We start from the raw sequence: 19343 nt of genomic DNA on the forward strand, positions 1-19343 counted from the left end.
GGCGGAGCCGATGCCCGGTTCTTCTCCCGAAGGGCGGCTCTCACGGCGCTTTTTGCGGGACGAGACGCTGCTCGTTCTGGGGCTTTCGCTCGGTGCGAGCGGTGTGTCCGCGCTCATCAGCTTCGTCGGCTCTGTCACGAAACCGGGCGGACTCAAGGACCAGGCGGCGACCCTGAACGCCTCGGCGGCGCCCGGCCGCCCGTGGCTCGACCTCGCCTGGCAGCTGTTCGGCATCGCGAGCGCTCTCGTGCCGGTCGTGCTCGTCGCGCACTTCCTGCTCAGGGAGGGCGAGGGAATGCGCACGATCGGCTTCGACCGGAGGCGTCCGTGGTTCGACACGGGCCGGGGCGCCGCCCTCGCGGCCGTCATCGGCAGCACGGGCATCGCCTTCTACCTCGCCGCACACGGCCTCGGCTTCAACCTCACGGTGGTGCCGGAGGCGCTGCCCGACGTGTGGTGGAAGTACCCGGTGCTGATCCTCTCGGCGGTGCAGAACGCCGTACTGGAAGAGGTCATCGTCGTCGGGTACCTGCTGCGCAGGCTCGGGCAGTTGGGGTGGACGCCGGGGACGGCGCTCGTCGCGTCGTCCGTGCTGCGCGGCTCGTACCACCTGTACCAGGGCATCGGCGGGTTCTTCGGGAACCTCGCGATGGGCGTCGTCTTCGCCCTCCTCTACCGGCGGTGGGGGCGGGTCGGGCCACTGGTGGTGGCCCATTCCCTCTTGGACATCGGGGCGTTCGTCGGATACGCGGTGCTGGCGGGCAAGGTGGACTGGCTGCCCACCCCGTAGCGCGCAGCCCGCGCTACGCGTGCAGCTCGCCCTCGATGGTCGTGACCGCGCGGCCGGTCAGGAGCGTGCGCTCACCACGCAGGGCGACGCGTACGAGACCGCTGCGGGCGGAGGCTTGCAGTCCGGTCAGCTCCTCGCGGCCCAGGCGCGCCGCCCAGAACGGCGTGAGCGCCGTGTGCGCGCTCCCGGTCACCGGGTCCTCGTCGATGCCGACGCCCGGGAAGAAGCAGCGCGACACGAAGTCGTAGCCCTGCGAGGGGTCCTCGGCGCGGGCGGTGGCGATGATGCCGCGCCGGGAGAGGCCCACGAGCGCCTTGTGGTCGGGGGTGAGCGCCCGCACGGTCTTCTCGTCCGCGAGCTCCACCACCAGGTCGCCGACGGACGGACCCGTGTCGTGCACGGAGAGCGGGTCGGCGCCGAGGGCCTCGGCGAGCCCCGCGGGGACGGGCTCCTCGGTGAGCGGCGCCGTCGGGAAGTCGAGGGTCAGCGAACCGTCCTCGCCGGGCGTCGCCACGAGCACGCCGCTGCGCGTCGCGAACCGCACGGGGCCGCGCGTCGCCCCGGTGGAGTGCAGTACGTGGGCGGTGGCCAGCGTCGCGTGCCCGCACATGTCGACCTCGGTGGCGGGCGTGAACCAGCGCAGCGCCCAGTCGGCGTCCCCGCCTTCGGCCAGCGGGTGAGCGAAGGCGGTCTCGGCGTGATTGACCTCAAGGGCGACGCTCTGCAGCCAGGCGTCGTCCGGGAAGGCGTCCAGGAGCAGGACCCCCGCGGGGTTGCCGGCGAAGGGCCGGTCGGTGAAGGCGTCGACGATACGAATACGCATGCCACAGACGGTAATTGCCCCCACTGACAACCGGCCAAGGCCAATCCGGTGCGGCTGGCCCGTTTTCAGGAAGTCCTCGGGGGCTTGCCATCCGAACAGTCCCGATATATCGTTGAGGCATCGCGATCGGTTGATGATCGCGTTCAACGTAAACCGCGATCAGTTGTGAAAGGACTGATTCCCATGCGTAACCACGGACACGAACACGGACATGGCAACTTCGGCCCCGGCCACCAGGGCAGGGGCGGATTCGAGCGCGGCGGCTTCGAGGGCCGGCGCGCGGCGTTCGGGCCTTTCGGGCCCGGCTTCGGCGGACCCGGCGGCCCCGGCCCCTGGGGGCGCGGCGGTCGCGGTGGCGGGGCTCGCGGACGGGCGCGGCGCGGCGACGTGCGCGCCTCGATCCTCGCCCTGCTGCAGGACCGGCCGATGCACGGCTACGAGATGATCCAGGAGATCGCCGAGCGCAGCGGCGGCGCGTGGAAGCCGAGCCCCGGCTCGGTCTACCCGACGCTGCAGCTGCTCGAGGACGAGGGCCTGATCGCCAGCGCGAGCGAGGGCGGCAAGAAGCTCTTCTCGCTCACCGACGACGGTCGCACCGCCGCCGAAGAGGGGCCCGACGCTCCTTGGGAGGAGGCCGGTCGCGGCGTCGACTGGGAGGCCATGAACGAGATCCGGCAGGCCGGCTTCGGCCTGATGGAGGCGTTCGGCCAGGTCTGGAAGACCGGCAGCAAGGAGCAGCGCGAGAAGGCGCTCTCCGTCATCAATGACACGCGCAAGAAGCTGTACCTGATCCTCGCCGACGAGGACTGAGCCCCGTGCGGGCCCGGACAGGCCACAGAGCGCGGAAGAGGCGTCCCACACGACAGGTGTGGGGCGCCTCTTCGCGTACGTAGGCAGTACGTACGCGGCACATACGCGGTACGTACTGCGTACGTGACGCACTGCGTACGTACGAAGGGTCAGGTCACGAGTCCGTTCAGCTTGCGCAGCGACTCGTCGAGCGCGGCCGTCGCCGAGTCCTTGAGCTTGCCCGCCATCAGTGAGACCGCCGCCCCGGTGAACTCGCCCCTGATACGGGCCGTGGTCGCGTCGCCGTCCGGCGCGAGCGAGTAGTGCATGAACAGGTTCACGCCCATGGGGCCCTTGCCCCTGATGGCGAAGGTGCGGGCGGTCTCGAGCTCCTCGATGGTCCAGGTGACCTCGGCCGGGAAGCCCATCAGCTTCATGTTCTCCTCGAACTGTCCGCCCACTTCCAGCGAGGTGGGCCCGCCCTTCGGGAAGTCGGTGTGGGTGGCGTTCCACTTTCCGTACGCGGAGAAGTCGGTGAGCTGCGCCCAGACCTTCTCCGTGGGCGCTTCCATGCGTGCTTCCGCGCTGACTTCGGCCATGTGGCCACCCCTTTGAGTCGAGAGCCGTGACGGGCTTCGATATCGCGTCGTCGCGGAAAGTAGCCGCGTGGCCTCGAACATTCAATACTGATGAACCGTCAGTTCTATGGTGGAGTGTTCCGGTCCCCTCGGGGACGCGCGGCTCGACCTCATCCGTAAGGAGGAGATGTTCTTGATCAGTGCCCAACTTGTGTCGGACATGAGAATGCTCCTCACCGTGGATGTTCCGAAGGATCCGCGCTGATGGGGTGGGGAGTGTGTATAGCTCAACCCCGTCCGATGCCGATGCGATCGGCCCCACCAGTGACGAACCCGTGGACGCCCAGCTCAGCGACGAGCTCGCGGCGGTCGTCGCGGGCGCTCGGCGGCGCGCGGTCCGGGACGGGGACCGGCAGATCGACACCGCGCACCTGCTGCACTCCCTCCTCGAGACGGATCCCGACGTGCGCGCCGCGTTCCCGGAAGGTGCGCAGGTGGCGCGGCTGCTCGGCTATCTCGTGCAGCGCAGCATCGGGTACGGGCTGCGCTGGCAGGGCTCGGTGGAGGACTCCGGCGCCGTCCCCCTCGTACGTTCCGCTCCTGGCTGGTCGCCCGTCGCGGCCGCCGCGATGGAGGCGGGTGTGCAGCGCGCGGCGTCGCGCGGGGACGAGCGGGCGCGCGGCGTCGACGTGCTCGCCGCGCTCGCGGCGGATGTGGAGTGCCGGGCGGTCGAGGTGCTCGGCCGGGCAGGGGTCGATGTGGAGCGGCTGCGGCAGCGGCTGAACTGACCCTGACTGCCCCTGCATGAGGCGCTGCGGCTCACGTGGCCTCCGGCTGACCTCCCGCTGATCTCCCGCTGATCTCCCGCGCAAGGCACCCAAGGGGGCCGGCGTCCATCCCGTGAGACAGGGGTCAACGGGGATGACGGTCCTGACGCGCCCTGCCATGATGTGCCGGTGCACGAGTCAATGGGGTCTTCGGGGAAGCAGGCAACCCGTGGGCGCGGCATGGGACTGGGCCTCGCCCTCCTCTCCGCGCTCGCGTTCGGCGGTTCCGGGGTGGCCGCCAAACCACTGATCGAGGCGGGACTCGACCCGCTCCACGTGGTGTGGCTGCGCGTTGCGGGCGGCGCCCTGGTCATGCTGCCGGTCGCCTGGCGGCATCGCGCGCTCGTGCTGCGCAGGCCCGCGCTGCTCGCCGGGTTCGGGCTCCTCGCGGTAGCGGGCGTGCAGGCCTGCTACTTCGCCGCGATCTCCCGCATCCCCGTCGGTGTCGCCCTGCTCATCGAGTACTTGGCGCCCGCGCTCGTGCTCGGCTGGGTCCGCTTCGTGCAGCGCAAGCCCGTGACGCGTGCTGCCGCGCTCGGCGTCGTGATCGCCGTGGCCGGCCTCGTCTGTGTCGTCGAGGTGTGGTCGGGGCTCGGCTTCGACGCGCTCGGCCTGCTGCTCGCGCTCGGCGCGGCCTGCTGCCAGGTCGGCTACTTCGTCCTGTCCGATCACGGCGGCGACGCGGCCGAGTCCGGGGCCGAGGTGCCCGACCCGTTCGGTGTGATCGCCTACGGGCTGCTCATCGGCGCCGTGCTGCTCACGGTCGTCGCCCGCCCCTGGGGCATGGACTGGTCGGTGCTCGCGGGCAGTGCCTCCATGGACGGGACGTCCGTGCCCGCGTGGCTGCTGCTGTGCTGGATCGTGCTGCTCGCCACGGTCGTCGCGTACGTCACCGGTGTGGTGTCGGTGCGCCTCCTCTCGCCGCAGGTGGCCGGTGTCGTGGCCTGCCTGGAGGCGGTTGTCGCGACCGTCCTCGCCTGGGTGATGCTCGGGGAGCACCTGTCGGGGCCGCAGTTGTTCGGTGGGGCGATGGTCCTGGTCGGGGCGTTCATCGCGCAGTCGTCGAAGCCGGCCGCGACGCCGCCGACGCCGTCCGACGCCGCTCCGGAAAACGTGTTGTCGCGCTCAGGCGGGGCTCTCTAGGGTGCCGAACATGCACGCATGCGCACTCGTCCTTCCGCCGCCGGCCGTCTGAGGGCTGCCCGGTCGTCGTGGCCGGGCCCGGTCGGCCGGGGAACTCGCCGCTGTGGGCCGCCACCTGAGGGTGCCGGTCGAAACCGTGCTGCTTGAAGTGACCCCCGGAGCCGTGCTTGGCCCTGCCGCGGGCGGCGCTTCCCGGAGGGACACGGCCGTCCGTTCACGACGGTCCGTGTTCCTGGCCCCGCTGTGTCCGGAGGGCCGTTCTCCGTGGAGTGTCACGTGTCGCATGTCGTCAAGGCGGGCGCGGTCGCGCCTGCTGATTCTGCTTCTGGCTCCGCTTATGGAGCCTTGCGTCAACTGCCGGTCGCCCGTGGTCTGGTGTATCTGGTCGTCGCCGGTGTCGCCTGGGGGACCGCGGGCGCCGCCGCCTCGTTGGTGTTCCGGGTCAGTGACCTGGGGCCCGGTGCCCTGTCGTTCTGGCGTTGCGTCGGCGGGCTCCTGCTGCTCGTCGCCGTGCGGGCGCTGCGGCGAACGCCTGCCCCGGTGTCGTACGAGACGCGGGGCCGCAAGGCGGTCCGGCTGGGCGTGCTCGGTCTTTCGCTCGCCGTGTTCCAGACCGCCTACTTCGCCGCGGTGCAGGCGACCGGGCTCGCCGTCGGCACCGTGGTCGCGCTCGGTGCGGGGCCCGTGCTCATCGCGGTCGGCGCGCGCGTGCTGCTCGGGGAGCGGCTGGGCGTGGGCGGGCTGCTGTCCGTGGCCGGGGCGCTCGGCGGGCTCGCCGTCCTCGTCCTGTGCGGCGGTGACGCGGCGGTGCGCCCGCTCGGGGTGGTGTGGGCGCTGCTGTCCGCGGCGGGGTACGCGGTGATGACGCTGCTCACCCGGTGGTTCGGGCGGCACGGCGAGGCAGGGAACGGGCTCGGCACGACCGTGGGCACGTTCGCGGTCGCCTCGCTCGCGCTGCTGCCGCTCGGTGCGGTCGAGGGCCTGGTGCCGCACACCGGTCACCATCTCGCCGTGCTGGGCCTGTTGGCGTACATCGCCTCCGTGCCGACCGCGCTCGCGTACGCCCTGTACTTCGCGGGTGCGGCGGTCGTGCGTTCCGCCACCGTCTCCGTGATCACGCTGCTCGAACCGGTCGGTGCCGCCGTCATCGCGGTCACGTTGCTCGGCGAGGACCTCACGGCGGCGACCGTCGCGGGCACCGCCCTGATGCTGGCGGCGGTGACGGGCCTCGCCGTGGCGGAGGCCCGGTCGACGCGCTGAACTCCCGGGGCCGGTCTCCTACGCGGGTTGCTCCTACGCGGGTTGGTGACGCCGCCGTCGCTGCGTGGCGAGGGCGGCGGCGTCGCGCGGGTCGTCGCGCCCGGCGAGGCCCGCCGCGATCCTGTCCTGGACCTCCTCGGGCTTGTGCTCCGCGTACTTGAACTTGGCCCGTACGTCGGTCACTTCGAGCAGCAGTCCCCGGATGCCCGGCAGCATCCGCCCGTACGGGGCCTCGCCCGCGGCCACCGGCACCGAGAGGCCGGGCGGCTGGAAATGGCCCACCTGCCGGTTCAGGAGCTCCGCCTTCTCCTCCGGGTCGTCCACCACGCGCGCGGTGCAGCGCAGTTGGACGGCGGCGTAGAAGCTCGTCGGCGTGCCGTGCTCCGGCGGGACGTCGGGCGGCGCCTGCCACGGGCCCGGCACGAACGCGTAGTCGTCGACGACGCTCAGCAGCACCTCCGGGTTGGCGTCGAGCGCGGACCACAGGGGGTTGGGGCGGGCGAGGTGGGCGACCACCTCGCCGTACTCGCCCGTGCCCTGAGCGTCGTAGGCGAAGTGCATGGGTTGTACGAAAGGGGGTTCGCCGTCGAGGCCGTTGACGGCGAGCTGGCCGAAGTCGTGGGCGGCGAGCCACTGCTGCCACTCGGCCGAGTCGCGCGCCGCGTCCCATGGGTGGATCAGCATCACAGCCCCTTGAGGTACGGGGGAACGTCGATGCCGTCGGCGAGGTCTTCCGAGGGGAGCAGCTCGCCGTAGCCGCGCTGTACCGGGACCACGCCCGCCCAGTGCGGCAGGTCCATGTCCTCGGGCTCGTCGACCGGGCCGCCCGCGCGGACCTTCGCCGAGACCTCGGAGAGGTCGATGCGGAGCACGGCCGTCGCGGCGAGCTCCTTGGCGTTCGCGGCCCGTGAGTCGGCGGCGCGGCCCGCCACCACGTGGTCGACGATCGCGTCCAGGGCGAGCCGCTTCTCCTCGGAGTCCGTGACCTGGTGCGCCGTGCCGTGCACCACGACGGAGCGGTAGTTGATGGAGTGGTGGAAGGCGGAGCGGGCGAGCACCAGGCCGTCGACGTGCGTCACGGTCAGGCAGACCGGCAGGCCGGGGTCCTGCTGCCCCGCCATGCGCAGCGGGCGCGAGCCGCTGGAGCCGTGCACGTAGAGCCGCTCGCCGACGCGCGCGTACAGCGTGGGCAGCACGACGGGGGCGGCGTCGCGGACGAAGCCGAGGTGGCAGAGGTAGGTCTCGTCGAGTATCGAGTGCACCAGGGCGTGGTCGTACGCCGCGCGCTCCTTGGCGCGGGTCGGGGTCGTGCGCTCCGTGGGCGCGTAGGAGGCGGCTGACTGTTCCTGGGTGACGCTCATGTTGCGAACTCCATTGCACTAGTACATAATGCTGTTTGTGCTAGGAGAGTATCGGATCAGTGGGCGTCGCGCAGCAGAGATCTGCGCAAGCGTCGAGCGTGCGGTGATCGCCGGAGACCTGCAGCCGGGTCAACTACTGCCGCCCATGCGGGAGTTGGCTGAACAGCTCGGGGTGAATCCGAATACGGTCGCGGCCGCGTACCGGTCGCTGCGCGAGCGCGGGGTCATCGAGACGGCCGGGCGGCGCGGCAGCCGGGTGCGCCCGAAACCGGCCATCACCGCGCGCGAGGCGATCCGCGTGGACGTGCCGGAGGGGGTGCGGAACGTGTCGGGCGGCAATCCCGACACCGCGCTGCTGCCCTCACTGGTGGAGGCGTTCGCGGCGGCCGCGGGCGTCGCCGACAAGGAGCCGGTGCTGTACGGGGACGACTCCCTGGAGCCGGGGCTTGTGCGCCGCGCGCGGACCGACCTCGACGCGGACGGGGTGCCGGACGGGCCCGTCGCTGTGACGTCCGGTTCGCTCGACGCCATCGAGCGGGTGCTGGCCGTGCACCTCAAGCAGGGGGACGCGGTCGCCGTGGAGGACCCCGGCTGGGGCAGCATGCTCGACCTCGTGCCCGCGCTCGGGCTGCGGACGGTGCCGGTCGGCGTGGACGACGAGGGGCCGCTGCCGGACGACGTGGAGCGGGCGCTGGACGCGGGGGCCCGGGCGATCGTGGTGACGGACCGGGCGCAGAACCCGACCGGTGCCGCGGTGGGTCCCGGGCGGGCGAAGGCGCTGCGCGCGATCCTGGGCGCGCACCCGGAGGTCCTGCTCATCGAGGACGACCACGGCCACGGCATCGTCGATCTGCCGCTGCACCCGCTCGCCGGGGCCACGCGGCAGTGGGCGTTTGTCCGCTCCGTCGCCAAGGCCTACGGGCCCGATCTGCGGCTCGCCGTGCTCACCGGGGACGCCGGCACGGTCGACCGGGTGCGGGGGCGGCAGCGGCTCGGGCCCGGCTGGGTCAGCCGCATCACGCAGCGGGCGGTGGCCGGGCTGTGGGAGGCCGGGGCGGTGGACGCGGTGGCCGTCGCGGCCTCGTACGGGGAGCGGCGTGACGCGCTGGTCGCCGCGCTGGCTGAGCGGGGGGTCGTTGCGCACGGGCGCAGCGGGATGAATGTGTGGGTGCCGGTGCCGGACGAGACCGGGGCGGTGGCGCGGTTGCTGCACGCCGGGTGGGCGGTTGCGCCGGGGGCGCGGTTCCGGATGGAGGCGGGGTCCGGGGTGCGGATCACCGTGTCCCGGCTGGGGGTCGAGGAGGTCGGGGTGGTGGCGGACGCGGTGGTGGCGGCGGTTCGGACCGCTCCGCGGAGGCATTACGCGTGAGGTGGGTTGCGGCGGGCCGCGGGTTCGGCGTCACCTTCGGCCCAGGGAGGTGCGGCGTCGGGGCTTGACCCCGAGTTCCTGTTGCGCGGCACCGGGGCGCCGCCTTGCCCACCCTGCCGCCCAAGGCGGCAGATTGCCCAAGGCGGCAAGCCGGCAAGGTGGCAAGGCGGCAAGGTGGCAAGGCGGCAAAGTGGCAAGGTGGCAAGGCGGCACCGTGAGGTTCAGCTCCTCCGGCGGGGCTGCGTGAGGGCCGCGCCTGCCAGGACGATTGCCGCGCCGATCGGGGTCGACCAGGACAGGGATTCGCCGAGGACCGCGACGCCCGCCGCCGTCGCGATGACCGGGACGAAGTACGTGACCATCTGCGCGGTCGTCGGGCCGACCTCGGCCACAAGCCCGTACTGGATGAGGAACGCCACGCCAGTGCCGAGCGCGCCCAGCGCGGCGATCGCGAGCAGCGGGACCACCGGGAAGTGGGTCGGCCAGGATGTGAACAGCGGGGTGACGAGCGCCAGTTGGGCGGTGGCGAGCAACAGCTGCGCCCCGATCATCGACACGTTCGACTCACCCGTGTTCGCCAGCGTGCGGCGGACGTAGATCCAGCCGATCGGGTAGGAGAGCGAGGCCAGCAGCGCCATCGCCGTGCCCGCCACGTCCAGGCCGTGGAAGCCCTGCCAGACGCCGAGGACGGTCAGGACGCCGAGGAAGCCGATGCCGAGGCCCGCGACCCGGCGCCGCGTGGGCCGGTCCTCGGAGAGCGCGACCATCGAGAGCGCCATGCCCCACAGCGGCGACGTCGCGTTGCAGATCCCGGCGAGCGTCGAGGGGATCGTCTCCTCGGCGAACGCGAAGAGCGAGAACGGCAGCGCGTTCAGGAAGAGCGCCGCGACCGCCAGGTGCCCCCAGGTGCGGGCCCCCCGGGGCAGCCGCTGACGCTTCACGACCATGGCCACGACCACGACCGCCGCGCCGAACAGCAGGCGCCCGAGCGTGACCTGGAACGGGGCGAAGCCCTCCGTGCCCACCTTTATGAGCAGGAAGCTGAAGCCCCAGATGAGGGCGAGTACGCCGAAGCGAATGCGCCAGTCGAGGGCGGTTCGCGGGGTGGCGGAGGGCGGAGCCGCAGTGGCTCGGGAAGCGGTCGTCGTGCTCATGGGGTCCAGAGTGGCTCCCCACATCTTCGTAGCACAAGCGAGATTGTTTTCCGGGTACCGATTAGCATCACTTACATGTTGAACCTGGAGCGCCTGCGGGTCCTGGATGCCCTGGCCCGGCACGGATCGGTGAGCGGTGCGGCCGAGGGGCTGCACGTCACCACGTCCGCCGTCTCGCAGCAGATGGCCAAACTGGAGCGCGAGGCGGGACAGCAGCTGCTCGCCAAGCACGGGCGCGGCGTGCGGCTCACCGACGCGGGCCGGCTGCTCGCCGAGCACGCGGCACGCATCCTCTCGCAGGTCGAGCTGGCGCAGTCCGACCTGGAGGCGCAGCGCGGGCAGGTCGCGGGGGAGCTGCGGCTGTCCGCGTTCCCGACGGCCGCGCGCGGGCTGTTCCCCGGCGCGCTCGCCGCGCTGCGCGCCGAACACCCGCAACTGCGCGTCCGGTCCCAGGAGTTGGAACCCGAGCGCGCGGTGTCCGGGGTGATCCGCGGAGACCTCGATCTCGCCGTCGTGCTGGACTGGTACAACAAGCCGATGCCCATGCCGGAGGGCCTGGTCAAGGCGAGCATCCTCGACGATCCGGCCGATGTCGCCATGCCGGCAGGCCATCCGCTGGCGGGGCGCGAAGAGGTCGGTCTGGAGGACTTCGCGGACGACGAGTGGATCACCTGGGGGCAGGGCGAGTTCTGCCACGAGTGGCTGATGTTCACGCTGCGCGCCAAGGGCGTCGAGCCCCAGATCGGCCACCGCGCCGCCGAGACGCACACCCAACTCGGCCTGGTCGCAGCCGGGTTGGGCGTGTGCGTCGCGCCGCTGCTCGGCCGCGATCCGGTGCCCGAGGGCGTGGTGACGGTGCCGGTGCGGCAGAAGGTGCGGCGCCATGTGTACGTGGTGTGGCGCGCGGACGCGGATCGGCGGCCCTCGATCCGCGCGGCGGTGCGGGCGCTCCAGAAGGTGGGGGCGGACCTCGGGCAGCTCGCGGAGGGGTGAGGCCATCGTCGCCCCCGGTCCCGCTCCCCGGTCGGAGGGGTCTCAGGCGGCCAGCTTCCGGAAGTCCCACGACGCGATCTTGTCCGGGGTGAGGCGCGCCCACGCGTGCCGGCCGTCGTAGACCATCTCGGTCATCCCGAAGTTCTTGTGCGCGAACAGCCGCTCGACGGCGTCGAGTTCGGGGCACGGCTCGCCGGTGCGCGGGGTCTCGCCGACGAACTCCATGCGCCCGGACAGCTCGACGCCGCGCAGCTCCCCGTACTCCTCGCCCGCGTCGACCACCACCGAGACCCGGCCGTCGGCCCGCAGGTCGGCCCAGCGGCGGCTGCGGGACAGCGAGTAGATCCACAGCGATGCGCCGTCCCAGGTGAACCAGAGCGGGCTGACGTGCGGCGTGCCGTCCGCGGCCACGGTGGCGACGCGGCAGGTGCGCTGCTCGGCGAGGAACGCGTCGCGCTCCTCGGGCGACATCATGATCTTCCGGCCGCGGCGCTGGGTGGCGGTGGTCATCAGGGCTCCCTTGTCCGGCATCCGACGCATATCGGGCGTGCGTCCGACATGTCTGACGTGGTGTCAGGAACGCAGCATGCGACCTCTTCCCTGTCCACGCAATGGTGGCTACCCTCCAGCAGCCCGGAAAGCAGCCGAAAAACCGACAGGCAGGGGGCGGTCGTGCCGTCGCACGAGAAGCGCGAGAAACTGGCCGAGCTGCTCGCCCCGGCGAGCACGGTGCTGCTGACCGTCGAGTGCCAACAGGGCGTCGTCGGCGCCAACAGTGCGCTGCCCGAACTCGCCGAAGAGGCGCGGTCGTCGGGGGCTCTCGCCAACGTGGCGCGGATGGTGGCCGCCGCCCACGCGAGCGGGGTCCAGGTCCTGCACGCCGTCGCGGAGCGGCGCCCGGACGGCCGCGGGGCCAACCACAACGCCCGCCTCTTCCGCGCCACCGAGCGCCTTCCCGTGAAGCAGCTCTCGGGCACCGAAGCCGTCCGCGTCGCCCCGCCCGTCGAGGTCGCGGACGAGGACCTCGTCGTACGCCGTCTGCACGGGCTCTCCCCGATCGCCGGCACCGACGTCGATCCACTGCTGCGCAATCTCGGCTGCCGCACGCTGGTCGTCACCGGGGTGTCCGCCAACGTAGCCATCCCGAATGCGGTGTTCGACGCCGTGAACCTCGGCTACACGGTGGTGGTGCCGCGGGACGCCATCGCGGGGGTGCCCGCCGACTACACCCCCGCGATGATCGACAACACGCTCGCCCTGGTCGCCACCGTGACGACGACGCCGGACGTGCTCGACGCGTGGAAGCGCCCTTAGGGCTCGTCGGGCTACGCGAGCTCGATCGAGTCGCCGCTGACCTTGAGCTGCTTCTCCTCCAGGGGCTGCGTGGCCGGCGGATGCGCCACGCTGCCGTCCTTGATGGAGAACTTGCTGCCGTGGCACGGGCAGTCGATGGTGCCGTCGACCACCTTGTTCACCTTGCATCCCTGGTGCGTGCAGATGTTGGTGAACGCCTTGAACTCGCCGGACGCGGGCTGCGTCACCACCACCCCGGCGTCGGCGAAGACCTTGCCGCCGCCCTCCGGGATGTCCGAGGTCTTGGCGATCTCCTTGCCTTTCTTCTCGCCGCCGCCCGATGACGCGTTGCCCGCGGGCTGTGACGTGTCCTCGTCCGAGCTGCCGCACGCGGTCAGCGCCGCGGCGATCCCCACGGCGCCGACCGCCGTGACGACGGCGCGGCGCGACGGGACGTGGCTCGTGGGTGCGGCCTCCTGCGAAGCGGTCATGAGGTGAAGGTCCCTTCATCGGTGGGTCGGGTCGAGGGGACGTGCTGGATCCCGTGGGGGTTTTCCTGAGGTACGTACGGTGATCCCTGGACGTTCAACGTCATCCTGATCTCATAACCTGGGCGCATGCTCACCGAAGTCACCGCGACCCGCTATGTCACCCCATTGAGGGAAGGTGGGTCGCTCCCCGGTCTCGTCGAGGCCGACGACCTCGTCCCGTACGTCATGAAGTTCACCGGCGCGGGGCAGGGCCGCAAGACGCTCGTCGCCGAAGTGATCTGCGGCCAGTTGGCGCGCGCGCTCGGCTTTCGCGTGCCGGGGCTCGTCACGCTCGACCTGGACCCGGTGATCGGCCTCGGCGAGCCCGACCAGGAGGTGCAGGGGCTGCTCAAGGGGAGCGGCGGCACCAACCTCGGCATGCGGTTCCTGCCCCGGGCGCTCGGCTTCGACCCCCTCGCGTACGTCGTCGATCCGGCGGAGGCGGGCCGGATCGTCTGGTTCGACGCGCTGATCAACAACGTCGACCGGTCCTGGCGCAACCCGAACATGCTGGTCCAGGGCGGCGAGCTGTGGCTCATCGACCACGGCGCCAGCATGATCTGGCATCACAACTGGCGCGGCGCGCACGCCTGGGCGGACAAGCCGTACGACGCGAGCGACCACGCCCTCGCCCGCTTCGGGCCCGAGGTCCCCGCGGCCGCGGCCGAGCTCGCGCCGCTCGTCACCGAGGAGCTGATCGCCGAGGCCGCCGCCGACGTGCCCGACGTGTGGCTCGCGGACGAGCCCGGATTCGACACCCCGGACGCGGTGCGGCGCGCCTACGTAGAGACGCTACGCGCGCGTGCCGCCACGATTCACGAACGCGTCACGCTGCCCGCCGGTGGCACCCCGCCCGCCGGAACTCCCGGCTGGGTGACCGAAGGAGCGTCCCGATGAACACGCGGAACACGCGCGAGCGCCATGTCTTCGAGTACGCCCTGTTGCGCGTCGTGCCGAGCATCGAACGCGGTGAGCAGATCAACGCCGGTGTCGTCGTGTACTGCCGCGCCAAGTCCTTCGTCACGGCCCTCACCCACCTCGACGAGAAGCGGCTGCTCGCGCTCGACCCCGAGGCGGACGTGACCGGCGTGCGCGCCGTGCTGCACGCCGTCGAGCGGCACTGTCGCGGGGGAGACGACGCGGGGCAGGCGGCCGAGGACGACGCCGGGCGGCGCTACCGCTGGCTCGTCGCGCCGCGCTCGACCGTGGTCCAGCCGGGGCCCGTGCACACCGGTCTGACCGTCGATCCGGCCGCAGAGGCGGAGCGCCTGCTGGGCCTGCTGGTGCGCTGAAGGCCCAGGTCGAGGCCGACTAGTGATCAGCGGCACCTGATGGGCACGTTGACACCGGGTGCCAGGGCTTCTAGCGTCGCACGCACAGGGTACTAAGCGGTTGCTCACCCGTCTGGGGAGGAGCGGCCGCACCTCTAGGGCGAGGAGACCGAAGAGCATGTCCACCACTGAGCAGCGCGTAGCGATCGTCACGGGAGCCGCACGCGGCATCGGCGCCGCCACCGCGATCCGTCTGGCCGAAGAGGGCCGCGCCGTCGCCGTGATCGACCTCGATGAGGCCGCCTGCAAGGACACCGTCGAGGCGATCACCGCCGCCGGTGGCAAGGCCCTTGCCGTCGGCTGCGACGTCTCCGACGAGGCGCAGGTCGAGGCCGCGATCGCACGCATCGCCGAGGAGCTCGGCGCCCCCACGATCCTCGTGAACAACGCGGGCGTGCTGCGCGACAACCTGCTGTTCAAGATGAGCGCCAACGACTGGGACACGGTCATGAACGTGCACCTGCGCGGCGCGTTCCTGATGTCGAAGTACGTCCAGAAGCACATGGTGGACGCCAAGTTCGGCCGCATCGTGAACCTGTCGTCGTCCTCGGCGCTCGGCAACCGCGGCCAGGTCAACTACTCGGCCGCCAAGGCCGGTCTGCAGGGCTTCACGAAGACCCTCGCCAAGGAGCTCGGCAAGTTCGGCGTCACCGCCAACTCCGTCGCCCCGGGCTTCATCGTCACCGAGATGACCAAGGCCACCGCGGAGCGCGTCGGCATGGGCTTCGAGGACTTCCAGGCCGCCGCCGCGACCCAGATCCCGGTGCAGCGCGTGGGTCGTCCCGCGGACATCGCCAACGCCATCGCCTTCTTCACCGGCGAGGCGGCCGGCTTCGTCTCGGGCCAGGTCATGTACGTGGCCGGCGGCCCGCTCAACTGAGGCCGGGGGATACCGACATGACGACTTCTGAACTTCCGGAGCTCTCCGGCAAGGTCGCGCTCATCACGGGCGCGAGCCGCGGCATCGGCTACGGCATCGCCGAGGCACTGATCGCGCGCGGCGACCGCGTCTGCATCACCGGACGCGGCGAGGACGCCCTCAAGGAGGCCGTCGAGCAGCTCGGCTCCGACCGCGCGATCTACGTAGCGGGCAAGGCGCACGACGAGGGGCACCAGGCCGCCGCCGTTGAGCGCACCATGGAGGCGTTCGGCCGCGTCGACTTCCTCGTCAACAACGCCGGTACGAACCCGGTGTTCGGCCCGATCGCCGAGCTCGACCTGAACGTGGCGCGCAAGGTCTTCGAGACCAACGTCGTCTCCGCGCTCGGCTTCGCGCAGCAGACGTGGAAGGCGTGGCAGAAGGAGAACGGCGGCGCGATCGTCAACATCACGTCCGTGGCGGGCATCTCCGCCTCGCCGTTCATCGGCGCGTACGGCATCAGCAAGGCCGCCATGGTCAACCTGACGCTCCAGCTGGCGCACGAGTTCGCGCCGCAGGTGCGGGTCAACTCGATCGCCCCGGCGGTCGTGAAGACGAAGTTCGCGACCGCTCTGTACGAGGGCCGGGAGGCCGAGGTCGCGGCCACGTACCCGATGGGCCGGCTCGGTGTGCCGGAGGACATCGGGGGCGCCGCCGCCTTCCTCACCTCCGAGCAGTCCGGCTGGATCACCGGGCAGAACCTCGTCGTGGACGGCGGCAAGTTCCTCAACGCCGGCGTCGAATAGGCCCGTGGGGCCGACCGTCCCCGAGGTGAGATTCCGGGCGTTGCACGACAACGTTCCACAAAGGGTCCCGCTCGTGAAGTGCCCCGCCGACTCAACCAGTTGAACCGGCGGGGCGCTGCGATATTGTCTGCCGACCTGGCATGCCTGATCGAGGAGCGAGCGCGTGTTCAACCGGTTCCCTGCCCCTCGCGCGTGGGCGGCATTCGCGTCGATGACCCTGCTCACGGGGTGCGGGCTGATGAACTCGGGCGAGAGTTCCGATGAGCGGCCCATCGCCGTGGGCACCACCAGTGTGCCGAGCACGCTGGACCCCGCGACGTCCTGGGACGGCTCGTGGGAGCTGTTCCGCAACGTCTACCAGACCCTCGTGTCGTTGCCGTCGGGCGCCGCCGAACCGCAGGCGGACGCGGCCGAGTGCGGGTTCGAGGACTCCGCCAACCGCGTCTACCACTGCGAGCTGCGGGAGGACATGAAGTTCTCCAACGGGAACACGCTCGACGCCAAGGCCGTGAAGTACTCCATCGACCGGGTCCGCAGGATCGGCGTGGGCGGCGGGCCCGCGGGGCTGCTGGGCTCCCTCGACCGCGTGGAGACGCAGGGTGATCGAGGCGTAACGTTCCGCCTCACCAAGCCGGACGCCACCTTCCCGTTCGTGCTCTCCACTCCCGCCATGTCGATCGTCGACCCCTCCGCGTATCCGGCCAAATCCGCGCGCACGGACGCCAAGGTGACCGGTTCGGGTCCCTACGTGCTCCAGTCGTACGCCGACGGCAGCAAGGCCGAACTCGTGCGCAACGACAACTACCAGGGCTTCGCGGACCGCAAGAACGACGCGCTGACGATCCGCTACTTCAAGACCTCTGCCGCCATGGTCGGCGCCCTGAAGGCGAAGAAGATCGACGCGACCTTCCGTGGTCTCGCGGCCGACGACATCGTGAAGCTCCAGGACAAGCAGGGCACCAACGGCCTGCAGCTCGTCGAGGGCGCGGGCATGGAGATCAGCTATCTGGTGTTCAACCCCAAGGACCCGTGGGCGGGCAAGAGCGCGGTGCGCCGGGCGGTGGCCCAGATCGTCGACCGCGGGGCGATCGCGGACAAGGTGTACGCGAACACCGTGGAACCGCTGTACTCGATGGTCCCCAGGGGCCTCGCGGGCCACACCACCGACTACTTCGACGAGTTCAACGACCCGAGCGCCGCGAAGGCGGCCGGGATCCTCTCCAAGGCGGGCATCAACGGCCCCGTCCCGCTCACGTTCTGGTACGCCTCCGACCGTTACGGCTCCGCCACCGCGCCCGAGTTCGCCGAGCTCAAGCGGCAGTTGGAGGCGTCGAAGCTCTTCAAGGTCACGCTCAAGAGCCGTCCCTGGAAGTCGTTCGAACAGGGCTACAAGAAGGGTGAGTATCCGGTGTTCGGGCGCGGCTGGTTCCCCGACTTCCCCGACGCGGACAACTTCATCGCGCCCTTCGTGGGCGAGAAGAACGCCCTGAGCACTCCGTACGTCTCGCCCGAGATAACCGACAAGCTGCTTCCGCTGTCCCGCAAGCAGAGCGACCGGGGCGTCGTGGTGCGCCAGTTCGAGCAGGCCCAGCGCATCATGGTGCGGGACGCGCGGCTGCTGCCGCTGTGGCAGGGCAAGCAGTACATCGCGGCGAGCGAGGAGATCTCGGGCGGCGAGCGGGCCCTCGACCCGTCGACGATCATGATGATGTGGGAGCTGCACCGCAAGACGAGCTGGTGAACCGGGCGCGGGCGTCGATTGTCAGTGGGCGCCGGTAGGTTTCTGGGTGTAGATGCGGCCGCGTCCCCGGCACGGTGGGGCGTGGGCGCGCAGGAGCCCGTACCCCGGAGGTTGTTGACGTGACCGACACCGCGATGCTGCCCGAGTCCTGGCGCGGCGTCCTCGGCGACGAACTGCAGAAGCCCTACTTCAAGGAGCTCACCGAGTTCGTCGAGGAGGAGCGCGCGCGGGGTCCCGTCTACCCGCCGCGCGAGCAGGTCTTCGCCGCGCTCGACGCGACGCCCTACGACAAGGTGAAGGTGCTCGTCCTCGGCCAGGACCCTTACCACGGCGAGGGGCAGGGGCACGGCCTGTGCTTCTCGGTGCGGCCCGGCGTGAAGACGCCGCCCTCGCTGCGCAACATCTACAAGGAGATGCAGGCCGAGCTCGGCACCCCGATCCCGGACAACGGCTATCTGATGCCATGGGCCGAGCAGGGCGTGCTGCTGCTCAACGCGGTGCTCACGGTGCGGGCCGGCGAGGCCAACTCGCACAAGGGCAAGGGCTGGGAGAAGTTCACGGACGCGGTGATCCGCGCCGTCGTCCAGCGGCCCGACCCGGCGGTCTTCGTGCTGTGGGGGAACTACGCGCAGAAGAAGCTGCCGCTCATCGACACCGAGCGGCACGCGGTGGTGAAGGGCGCGCACCCCTCGCCGCTGTCGGCGCGGAAGTTCTTCGGCTCCCAGCCGTTCACGCAGATCAACGAGGCGATCGCCGCGCAGGGCCACACGCCGATCGACTGGAGCGTCCCGGACCTGGGCTGAGAGCGGGCCCGGCTCGCGGGGAGTCGCGCCTGAGCTGGATTGTCAGTGCCGCCGGTTAGCGTCGTCGAATCGGACATCGTCGTCGGGCGCGCAGGGCGCGCCGGGCGGCCGAGCTTGGAGGAGACAGTGGCACAGCAGCGTGAACAGGCGTCGGACGACGCCATGATGAGCCGCATCGGGCAGGCGGTCATGCTGCACCACGGCGGTGACCGCGAGGAGGCGCAGGGGCGTTTCCTCGGTCTGTGGGCGGAGATCGGGGAGGAAGGCGACCCGCTGCACCGCTGCACGCTCGCGCACTACATGGCCGACACCCAGGACGACCCGTCGGACGAGCTGGCCTGGGACCTGCGGGCGCTCTCCGCCGCCGACTCCCTCACCCAGGAGCGGCTCGCCGAGCACGAGTCGTCCCTGGCGCTGCAGGCGTTCTATCCCTCGCTGCATCTCAACCTGGCGGCGGACTACGTGAAGTTGGACCGCCCCGGGGCGGCCCGCAGTCACCTGACGCGGGCCCGCGCGGCGGCGGGCGCGCTGGGGGAGGACGGTTACGGGGAAGGGGTGCGCGCCGCCCTCACCCGGCTCGAGGAGCGGGTGGCCACGATGGGGGCGGGGCCGCTGGAGCCACGGGAGGGGGGCGGGCGCGGCGGGGAGCCGCTGGGACCGCCGCGGGCCGGGTCGTAGCGGGGAGGTTTCCGCGGTAGTGGGGGTGCGGTGGGGTGCGGTGCCGTGCTGTGCTGTGCGGTGTGGTCAACCGCCGTACGTGTCGCGGCAGATGGCCGACTGGGGGCTGTCCGGGTCCCAGCCGCCGTACCGACGGCCGAGGGCGCAGACGTCGGTCTGGGCAGGGGCCTTCGGGGGCTTCTTGACCTGTCGCTTTTCGGGGGCGGTGCGGGGTT

Annotated in this window: 22 protein-coding genes; 15 read left to right on the forward strand and 7 right to left on the reverse strand. The window is 71.3% G+C overall.

From position 1 onward, the window contains the following. Positions 1-10 precede the first annotated feature (10 nt). A complete protein-coding gene (locus OKJ99_RS38720; RefSeq protein WP_326023116.1) occupies positions 11-790 on the forward strand; it encodes a CPBP family intramembrane glutamic endopeptidase in 780 nt (259 codons plus the stop codon). 13 nt (positions 791-803) lie between these two features. Here the strand turns inward: OKJ99_RS38720 and OKJ99_RS38725 are convergent, their stop codons facing one another. Continuing rightward, entirely contained in the window at positions 804-1613 is an 810-nt protein-coding gene (locus tag OKJ99_RS38725; RefSeq protein WP_326023117.1) for a PhzF family phenazine biosynthesis protein, read from the reverse strand. Positions 1614-1796: 183 nt separating this feature from the next. Here OKJ99_RS38725 and OKJ99_RS38730 point away from each other — a divergent pair, with 183 nt between their 5' ends. Next, complete coding sequence (locus OKJ99_RS38730; RefSeq protein ID WP_326023118.1) at positions 1797-2423, forward strand: PadR family transcriptional regulator; 627 nt, start codon at positions 1797-1799, stop codon at positions 2421-2423. Positions 2424-2572: 149 nt separating this feature from the next. Here the strand turns inward: OKJ99_RS38730 and OKJ99_RS38735 are convergent, their stop codons facing one another. Then, a complete protein-coding gene (locus tag OKJ99_RS38735; protein WP_326023119.1) occupies positions 2573-3001 on the reverse strand; it encodes a type II toxin-antitoxin system Rv0910 family toxin in 429 nt (142 codons plus the stop codon). Between the two features lie 257 nt (positions 3002-3258). Between OKJ99_RS38735 and OKJ99_RS38740 the strand changes: the two genes are divergently transcribed. From OKJ99_RS38740 to OKJ99_RS38750, 3 genes are all read left to right on the forward strand, one after another. Beyond that, positions 3259-3768, forward strand: coding sequence for a Clp protease N-terminal domain-containing protein (locus OKJ99_RS38740; protein ID WP_326023120.1), 510 nt, complete (start codon positions 3259-3261; stop codon positions 3766-3768). A 162-nt stretch (positions 3769-3930) separates the two neighbouring features. Continuing rightward, complete coding sequence (locus OKJ99_RS38745; RefSeq protein WP_407700846.1) at positions 3931-4950, forward strand: EamA family transporter; 1020 nt, start codon at positions 3931-3933, stop codon at positions 4948-4950. 345 nt (positions 4951-5295) lie between these two features. Continuing rightward, a complete protein-coding gene (locus tag OKJ99_RS38750; RefSeq protein WP_326023121.1) occupies positions 5296-6210 on the forward strand; it encodes a DMT family transporter in 915 nt (304 codons plus the stop codon). Between the two features lie 33 nt (positions 6211-6243). Here OKJ99_RS38750 and OKJ99_RS38755 read toward each other — a convergent pair whose 3' ends face one another. Together OKJ99_RS38755 and OKJ99_RS38760 are read right to left on the reverse strand one after the other, a co-directional pair. Further along, entirely contained in the window at positions 6244-6894 is a 651-nt protein-coding gene (locus OKJ99_RS38755; RefSeq protein WP_326023122.1) for an FMN-binding negative transcriptional regulator, read from the reverse strand. After that, the gene (locus tag OKJ99_RS38760; RefSeq protein ID WP_326023123.1) at positions 6894-7571 is read right to left on the reverse strand and encodes a pyridoxamine 5'-phosphate oxidase family protein; all 678 of its coding nucleotides are present in this window, start codon (positions 7569-7571) and stop codon (positions 6894-6896) included. The genes OKJ99_RS38755 and OKJ99_RS38760 overlap by 1 nt, the downstream gene beginning before the upstream one ends. A 37-nt stretch (positions 7572-7608) precedes the next feature. Here OKJ99_RS38760 and OKJ99_RS38765 point away from each other — a divergent pair, with 37 nt between their 5' ends. Next, positions 7609-8940: an aminotransferase class I/II-fold pyridoxal phosphate-dependent enzyme gene (locus OKJ99_RS38765; protein ID WP_326023124.1), complete on the forward strand. Its 1332-nt coding sequence runs from the start codon at positions 7609-7611 to the stop codon at positions 8938-8940. A gap of 221 nt (positions 8941-9161) precedes the next feature. Here the strand turns inward: OKJ99_RS38765 and OKJ99_RS38770 are convergent, their stop codons facing one another. Then, positions 9162-10094, reverse strand: a complete 933-nt coding sequence (locus OKJ99_RS38770) for a DMT family transporter (protein WP_326023125.1) — start codon at positions 10092-10094, stop codon at positions 9162-9164. 75 nt (positions 10095-10169) lie between these two features. On the opposite strand from OKJ99_RS38770, the gene OKJ99_RS38775 reads away from it, so the two are divergent. Beyond that, complete coding sequence (locus OKJ99_RS38775) at positions 10170-11087, forward strand: LysR family transcriptional regulator (protein ID WP_326023126.1); 918 nt, start codon at positions 10170-10172, stop codon at positions 11085-11087. 42 nt (positions 11088-11129) lie between these two features. Here the strand turns inward: OKJ99_RS38775 and OKJ99_RS38780 are convergent, their stop codons facing one another. Continuing rightward, on the reverse strand, positions 11130-11597 hold the full coding sequence (locus tag OKJ99_RS38780) for a pyridoxamine 5'-phosphate oxidase family protein (protein ID WP_326023127.1): 468 nt from the start codon (positions 11595-11597) through the stop codon (positions 11130-11132). Between the two features lie 162 nt (positions 11598-11759). On the opposite strand from OKJ99_RS38780, the gene OKJ99_RS38785 reads away from it, so the two are divergent. Continuing rightward, positions 11760-12401: a cysteine hydrolase gene (locus OKJ99_RS38785; RefSeq protein ID WP_326023128.1), complete on the forward strand. Its 642-nt coding sequence runs from the start codon at positions 11760-11762 to the stop codon at positions 12399-12401. 11 nt (positions 12402-12412) lie between these two features. Here the strand turns inward: OKJ99_RS38785 and OKJ99_RS38790 are convergent, their stop codons facing one another. Then, positions 12413-12871, reverse strand: a complete 459-nt coding sequence (locus OKJ99_RS38790; protein ID WP_326023129.1) for a Rieske (2Fe-2S) protein — start codon at positions 12869-12871, stop codon at positions 12413-12415. Positions 12872-12997: 126 nt separating this feature from the next. Here OKJ99_RS38790 and OKJ99_RS38795 point away from each other — a divergent pair, with 126 nt between their 5' ends. From OKJ99_RS38795 to OKJ99_RS38825, 7 genes are all read left to right on the forward strand, one after another. Next, positions 12998-13807 (forward strand): HipA family kinase, encoded by an 810-nt coding sequence (locus OKJ99_RS38795; RefSeq protein ID WP_326023130.1) that lies wholly within the window; start codon positions 12998-13000, stop codon positions 13805-13807. Beyond that, positions 13804-14202 (forward strand): DUF3037 domain-containing protein, encoded by a 399-nt coding sequence (locus tag OKJ99_RS38800; protein WP_326023131.1) that lies wholly within the window; start codon positions 13804-13806, stop codon positions 14200-14202. Before OKJ99_RS38795 ends, OKJ99_RS38800 begins: the two co-directional genes overlap by 4 nt. 157 nt (positions 14203-14359) lie before the next feature. After that, complete coding sequence (gene fabG, locus OKJ99_RS38805; protein ID WP_326023132.1) at positions 14360-15121, forward strand: 3-oxoacyl-ACP reductase FabG; 762 nt, start codon at positions 14360-14362, stop codon at positions 15119-15121. A gap of 17 nt (positions 15122-15138) precedes the next feature. Beyond that, positions 15139-15906, forward strand: coding sequence for an SDR family oxidoreductase (locus tag OKJ99_RS38810; protein WP_326023133.1), 768 nt, complete (start codon positions 15139-15141; stop codon positions 15904-15906). A 211-nt stretch (positions 15907-16117) separates the two neighbouring features. Further along, positions 16118-17647 (forward strand): ABC transporter substrate-binding protein, encoded by a 1530-nt coding sequence (locus tag OKJ99_RS38815; protein ID WP_326023134.1) that lies wholly within the window; start codon positions 16118-16120, stop codon positions 17645-17647. A gap of 119 nt (positions 17648-17766) precedes the next feature. Continuing rightward, entirely contained in the window at positions 17767-18450 is a 684-nt protein-coding gene (gene ung / locus OKJ99_RS38820; protein ID WP_326023135.1) for a uracil-DNA glycosylase, read from the forward strand. A 126-nt stretch (positions 18451-18576) separates the two neighbouring features. Further along, positions 18577-19128 (forward strand): hypothetical protein, encoded by a 552-nt coding sequence (locus OKJ99_RS38825; protein WP_326023136.1) that lies wholly within the window; start codon positions 18577-18579, stop codon positions 19126-19128. Positions 19129-19343 lie beyond the last annotated feature (215 nt).

The sequence above is a fragment of the Streptomyces endophyticus genome (genome assembly GCF_035798155.1).
In the GTDB taxonomy this organism is placed as follows: domain Bacteria; phylum Actinomycetota; class Actinomycetes; order Streptomycetales; family Streptomycetaceae; genus Streptomyces; species Streptomyces endophyticus.

Excerpts from the sequence above, each read along its gene's own strand:
- OKJ99_RS38795 (WP_326023130.1), top strand. The coding sequence starts at position 12,998 with ATGCTCACCGAAGTCACCGCGACCCGCTATGTCACCCCATTGAGGGAA.
- OKJ99_RS38800 (WP_326023131.1), top strand. The coding sequence starts at position 13,804 with ATGAACACGCGGAACACGCGCGAGCGCCATGTCTTCGAGTACGCCCTG.
- OKJ99_RS38775 (WP_326023126.1), top strand. The coding sequence starts at position 10,170 with ATGTTGAACCTGGAGCGCCTGCGGGTCCTGGATGCCCTGGCCCGGCAC.
- OKJ99_RS38730 (WP_326023118.1), top strand. The coding sequence starts at position 1,797 with ATGCGTAACCACGGACACGAACACGGACATGGCAACTTCGGCCCCGGC.
- OKJ99_RS38760 (WP_326023123.1), bottom strand. The coding sequence starts at position 7,571 with ATGAGCGTCACCCAGGAACAGTCAGCCGCCTCCTACGCGCCCACGGAG.
- OKJ99_RS38780 (WP_326023127.1), bottom strand. The coding sequence starts at position 11,597 with ATGACCACCGCCACCCAGCGCCGCGGCCGGAAGATCATGATGTCGCCC.
- OKJ99_RS38720 (WP_326023116.1), top strand. The coding sequence starts at position 11 with ATGCCCGGTTCTTCTCCCGAAGGGCGGCTCTCACGGCGCTTTTTGCGG.
- fabG (WP_326023132.1), top strand. The coding sequence starts at position 14,360 with ATGTCCACCACTGAGCAGCGCGTAGCGATCGTCACGGGAGCCGCACGC.
- OKJ99_RS38725 (WP_326023117.1), bottom strand. The coding sequence starts at position 1,613 with ATGCGTATTCGTATCGTCGACGCCTTCACCGACCGGCCCTTCGCCGGC.
- OKJ99_RS38735 (WP_326023119.1), bottom strand. The coding sequence starts at position 3,001 with ATGGCCGAAGTCAGCGCGGAAGCACGCATGGAAGCGCCCACGGAGAAG.
- OKJ99_RS38770 (WP_326023125.1), bottom strand. The coding sequence starts at position 10,094 with ATGAGCACGACGACCGCTTCCCGAGCCACTGCGGCTCCGCCCTCCGCC.
- OKJ99_RS38815 (WP_326023134.1), top strand. The coding sequence starts at position 16,118 with ATGACCCTGCTCACGGGGTGCGGGCTGATGAACTCGGGCGAGAGTTCC.
- OKJ99_RS38790 (WP_326023129.1), bottom strand. The coding sequence starts at position 12,871 with ATGACCGCTTCGCAGGAGGCCGCACCCACGAGCCACGTCCCGTCGCGC.
- OKJ99_RS38755 (WP_326023122.1), bottom strand. The coding sequence starts at position 6,894 with ATGCTGATCCACCCATGGGACGCGGCGCGCGACTCGGCCGAGTGGCAG.
- OKJ99_RS38810 (WP_326023133.1), top strand. The coding sequence starts at position 15,139 with ATGACGACTTCTGAACTTCCGGAGCTCTCCGGCAAGGTCGCGCTCATC.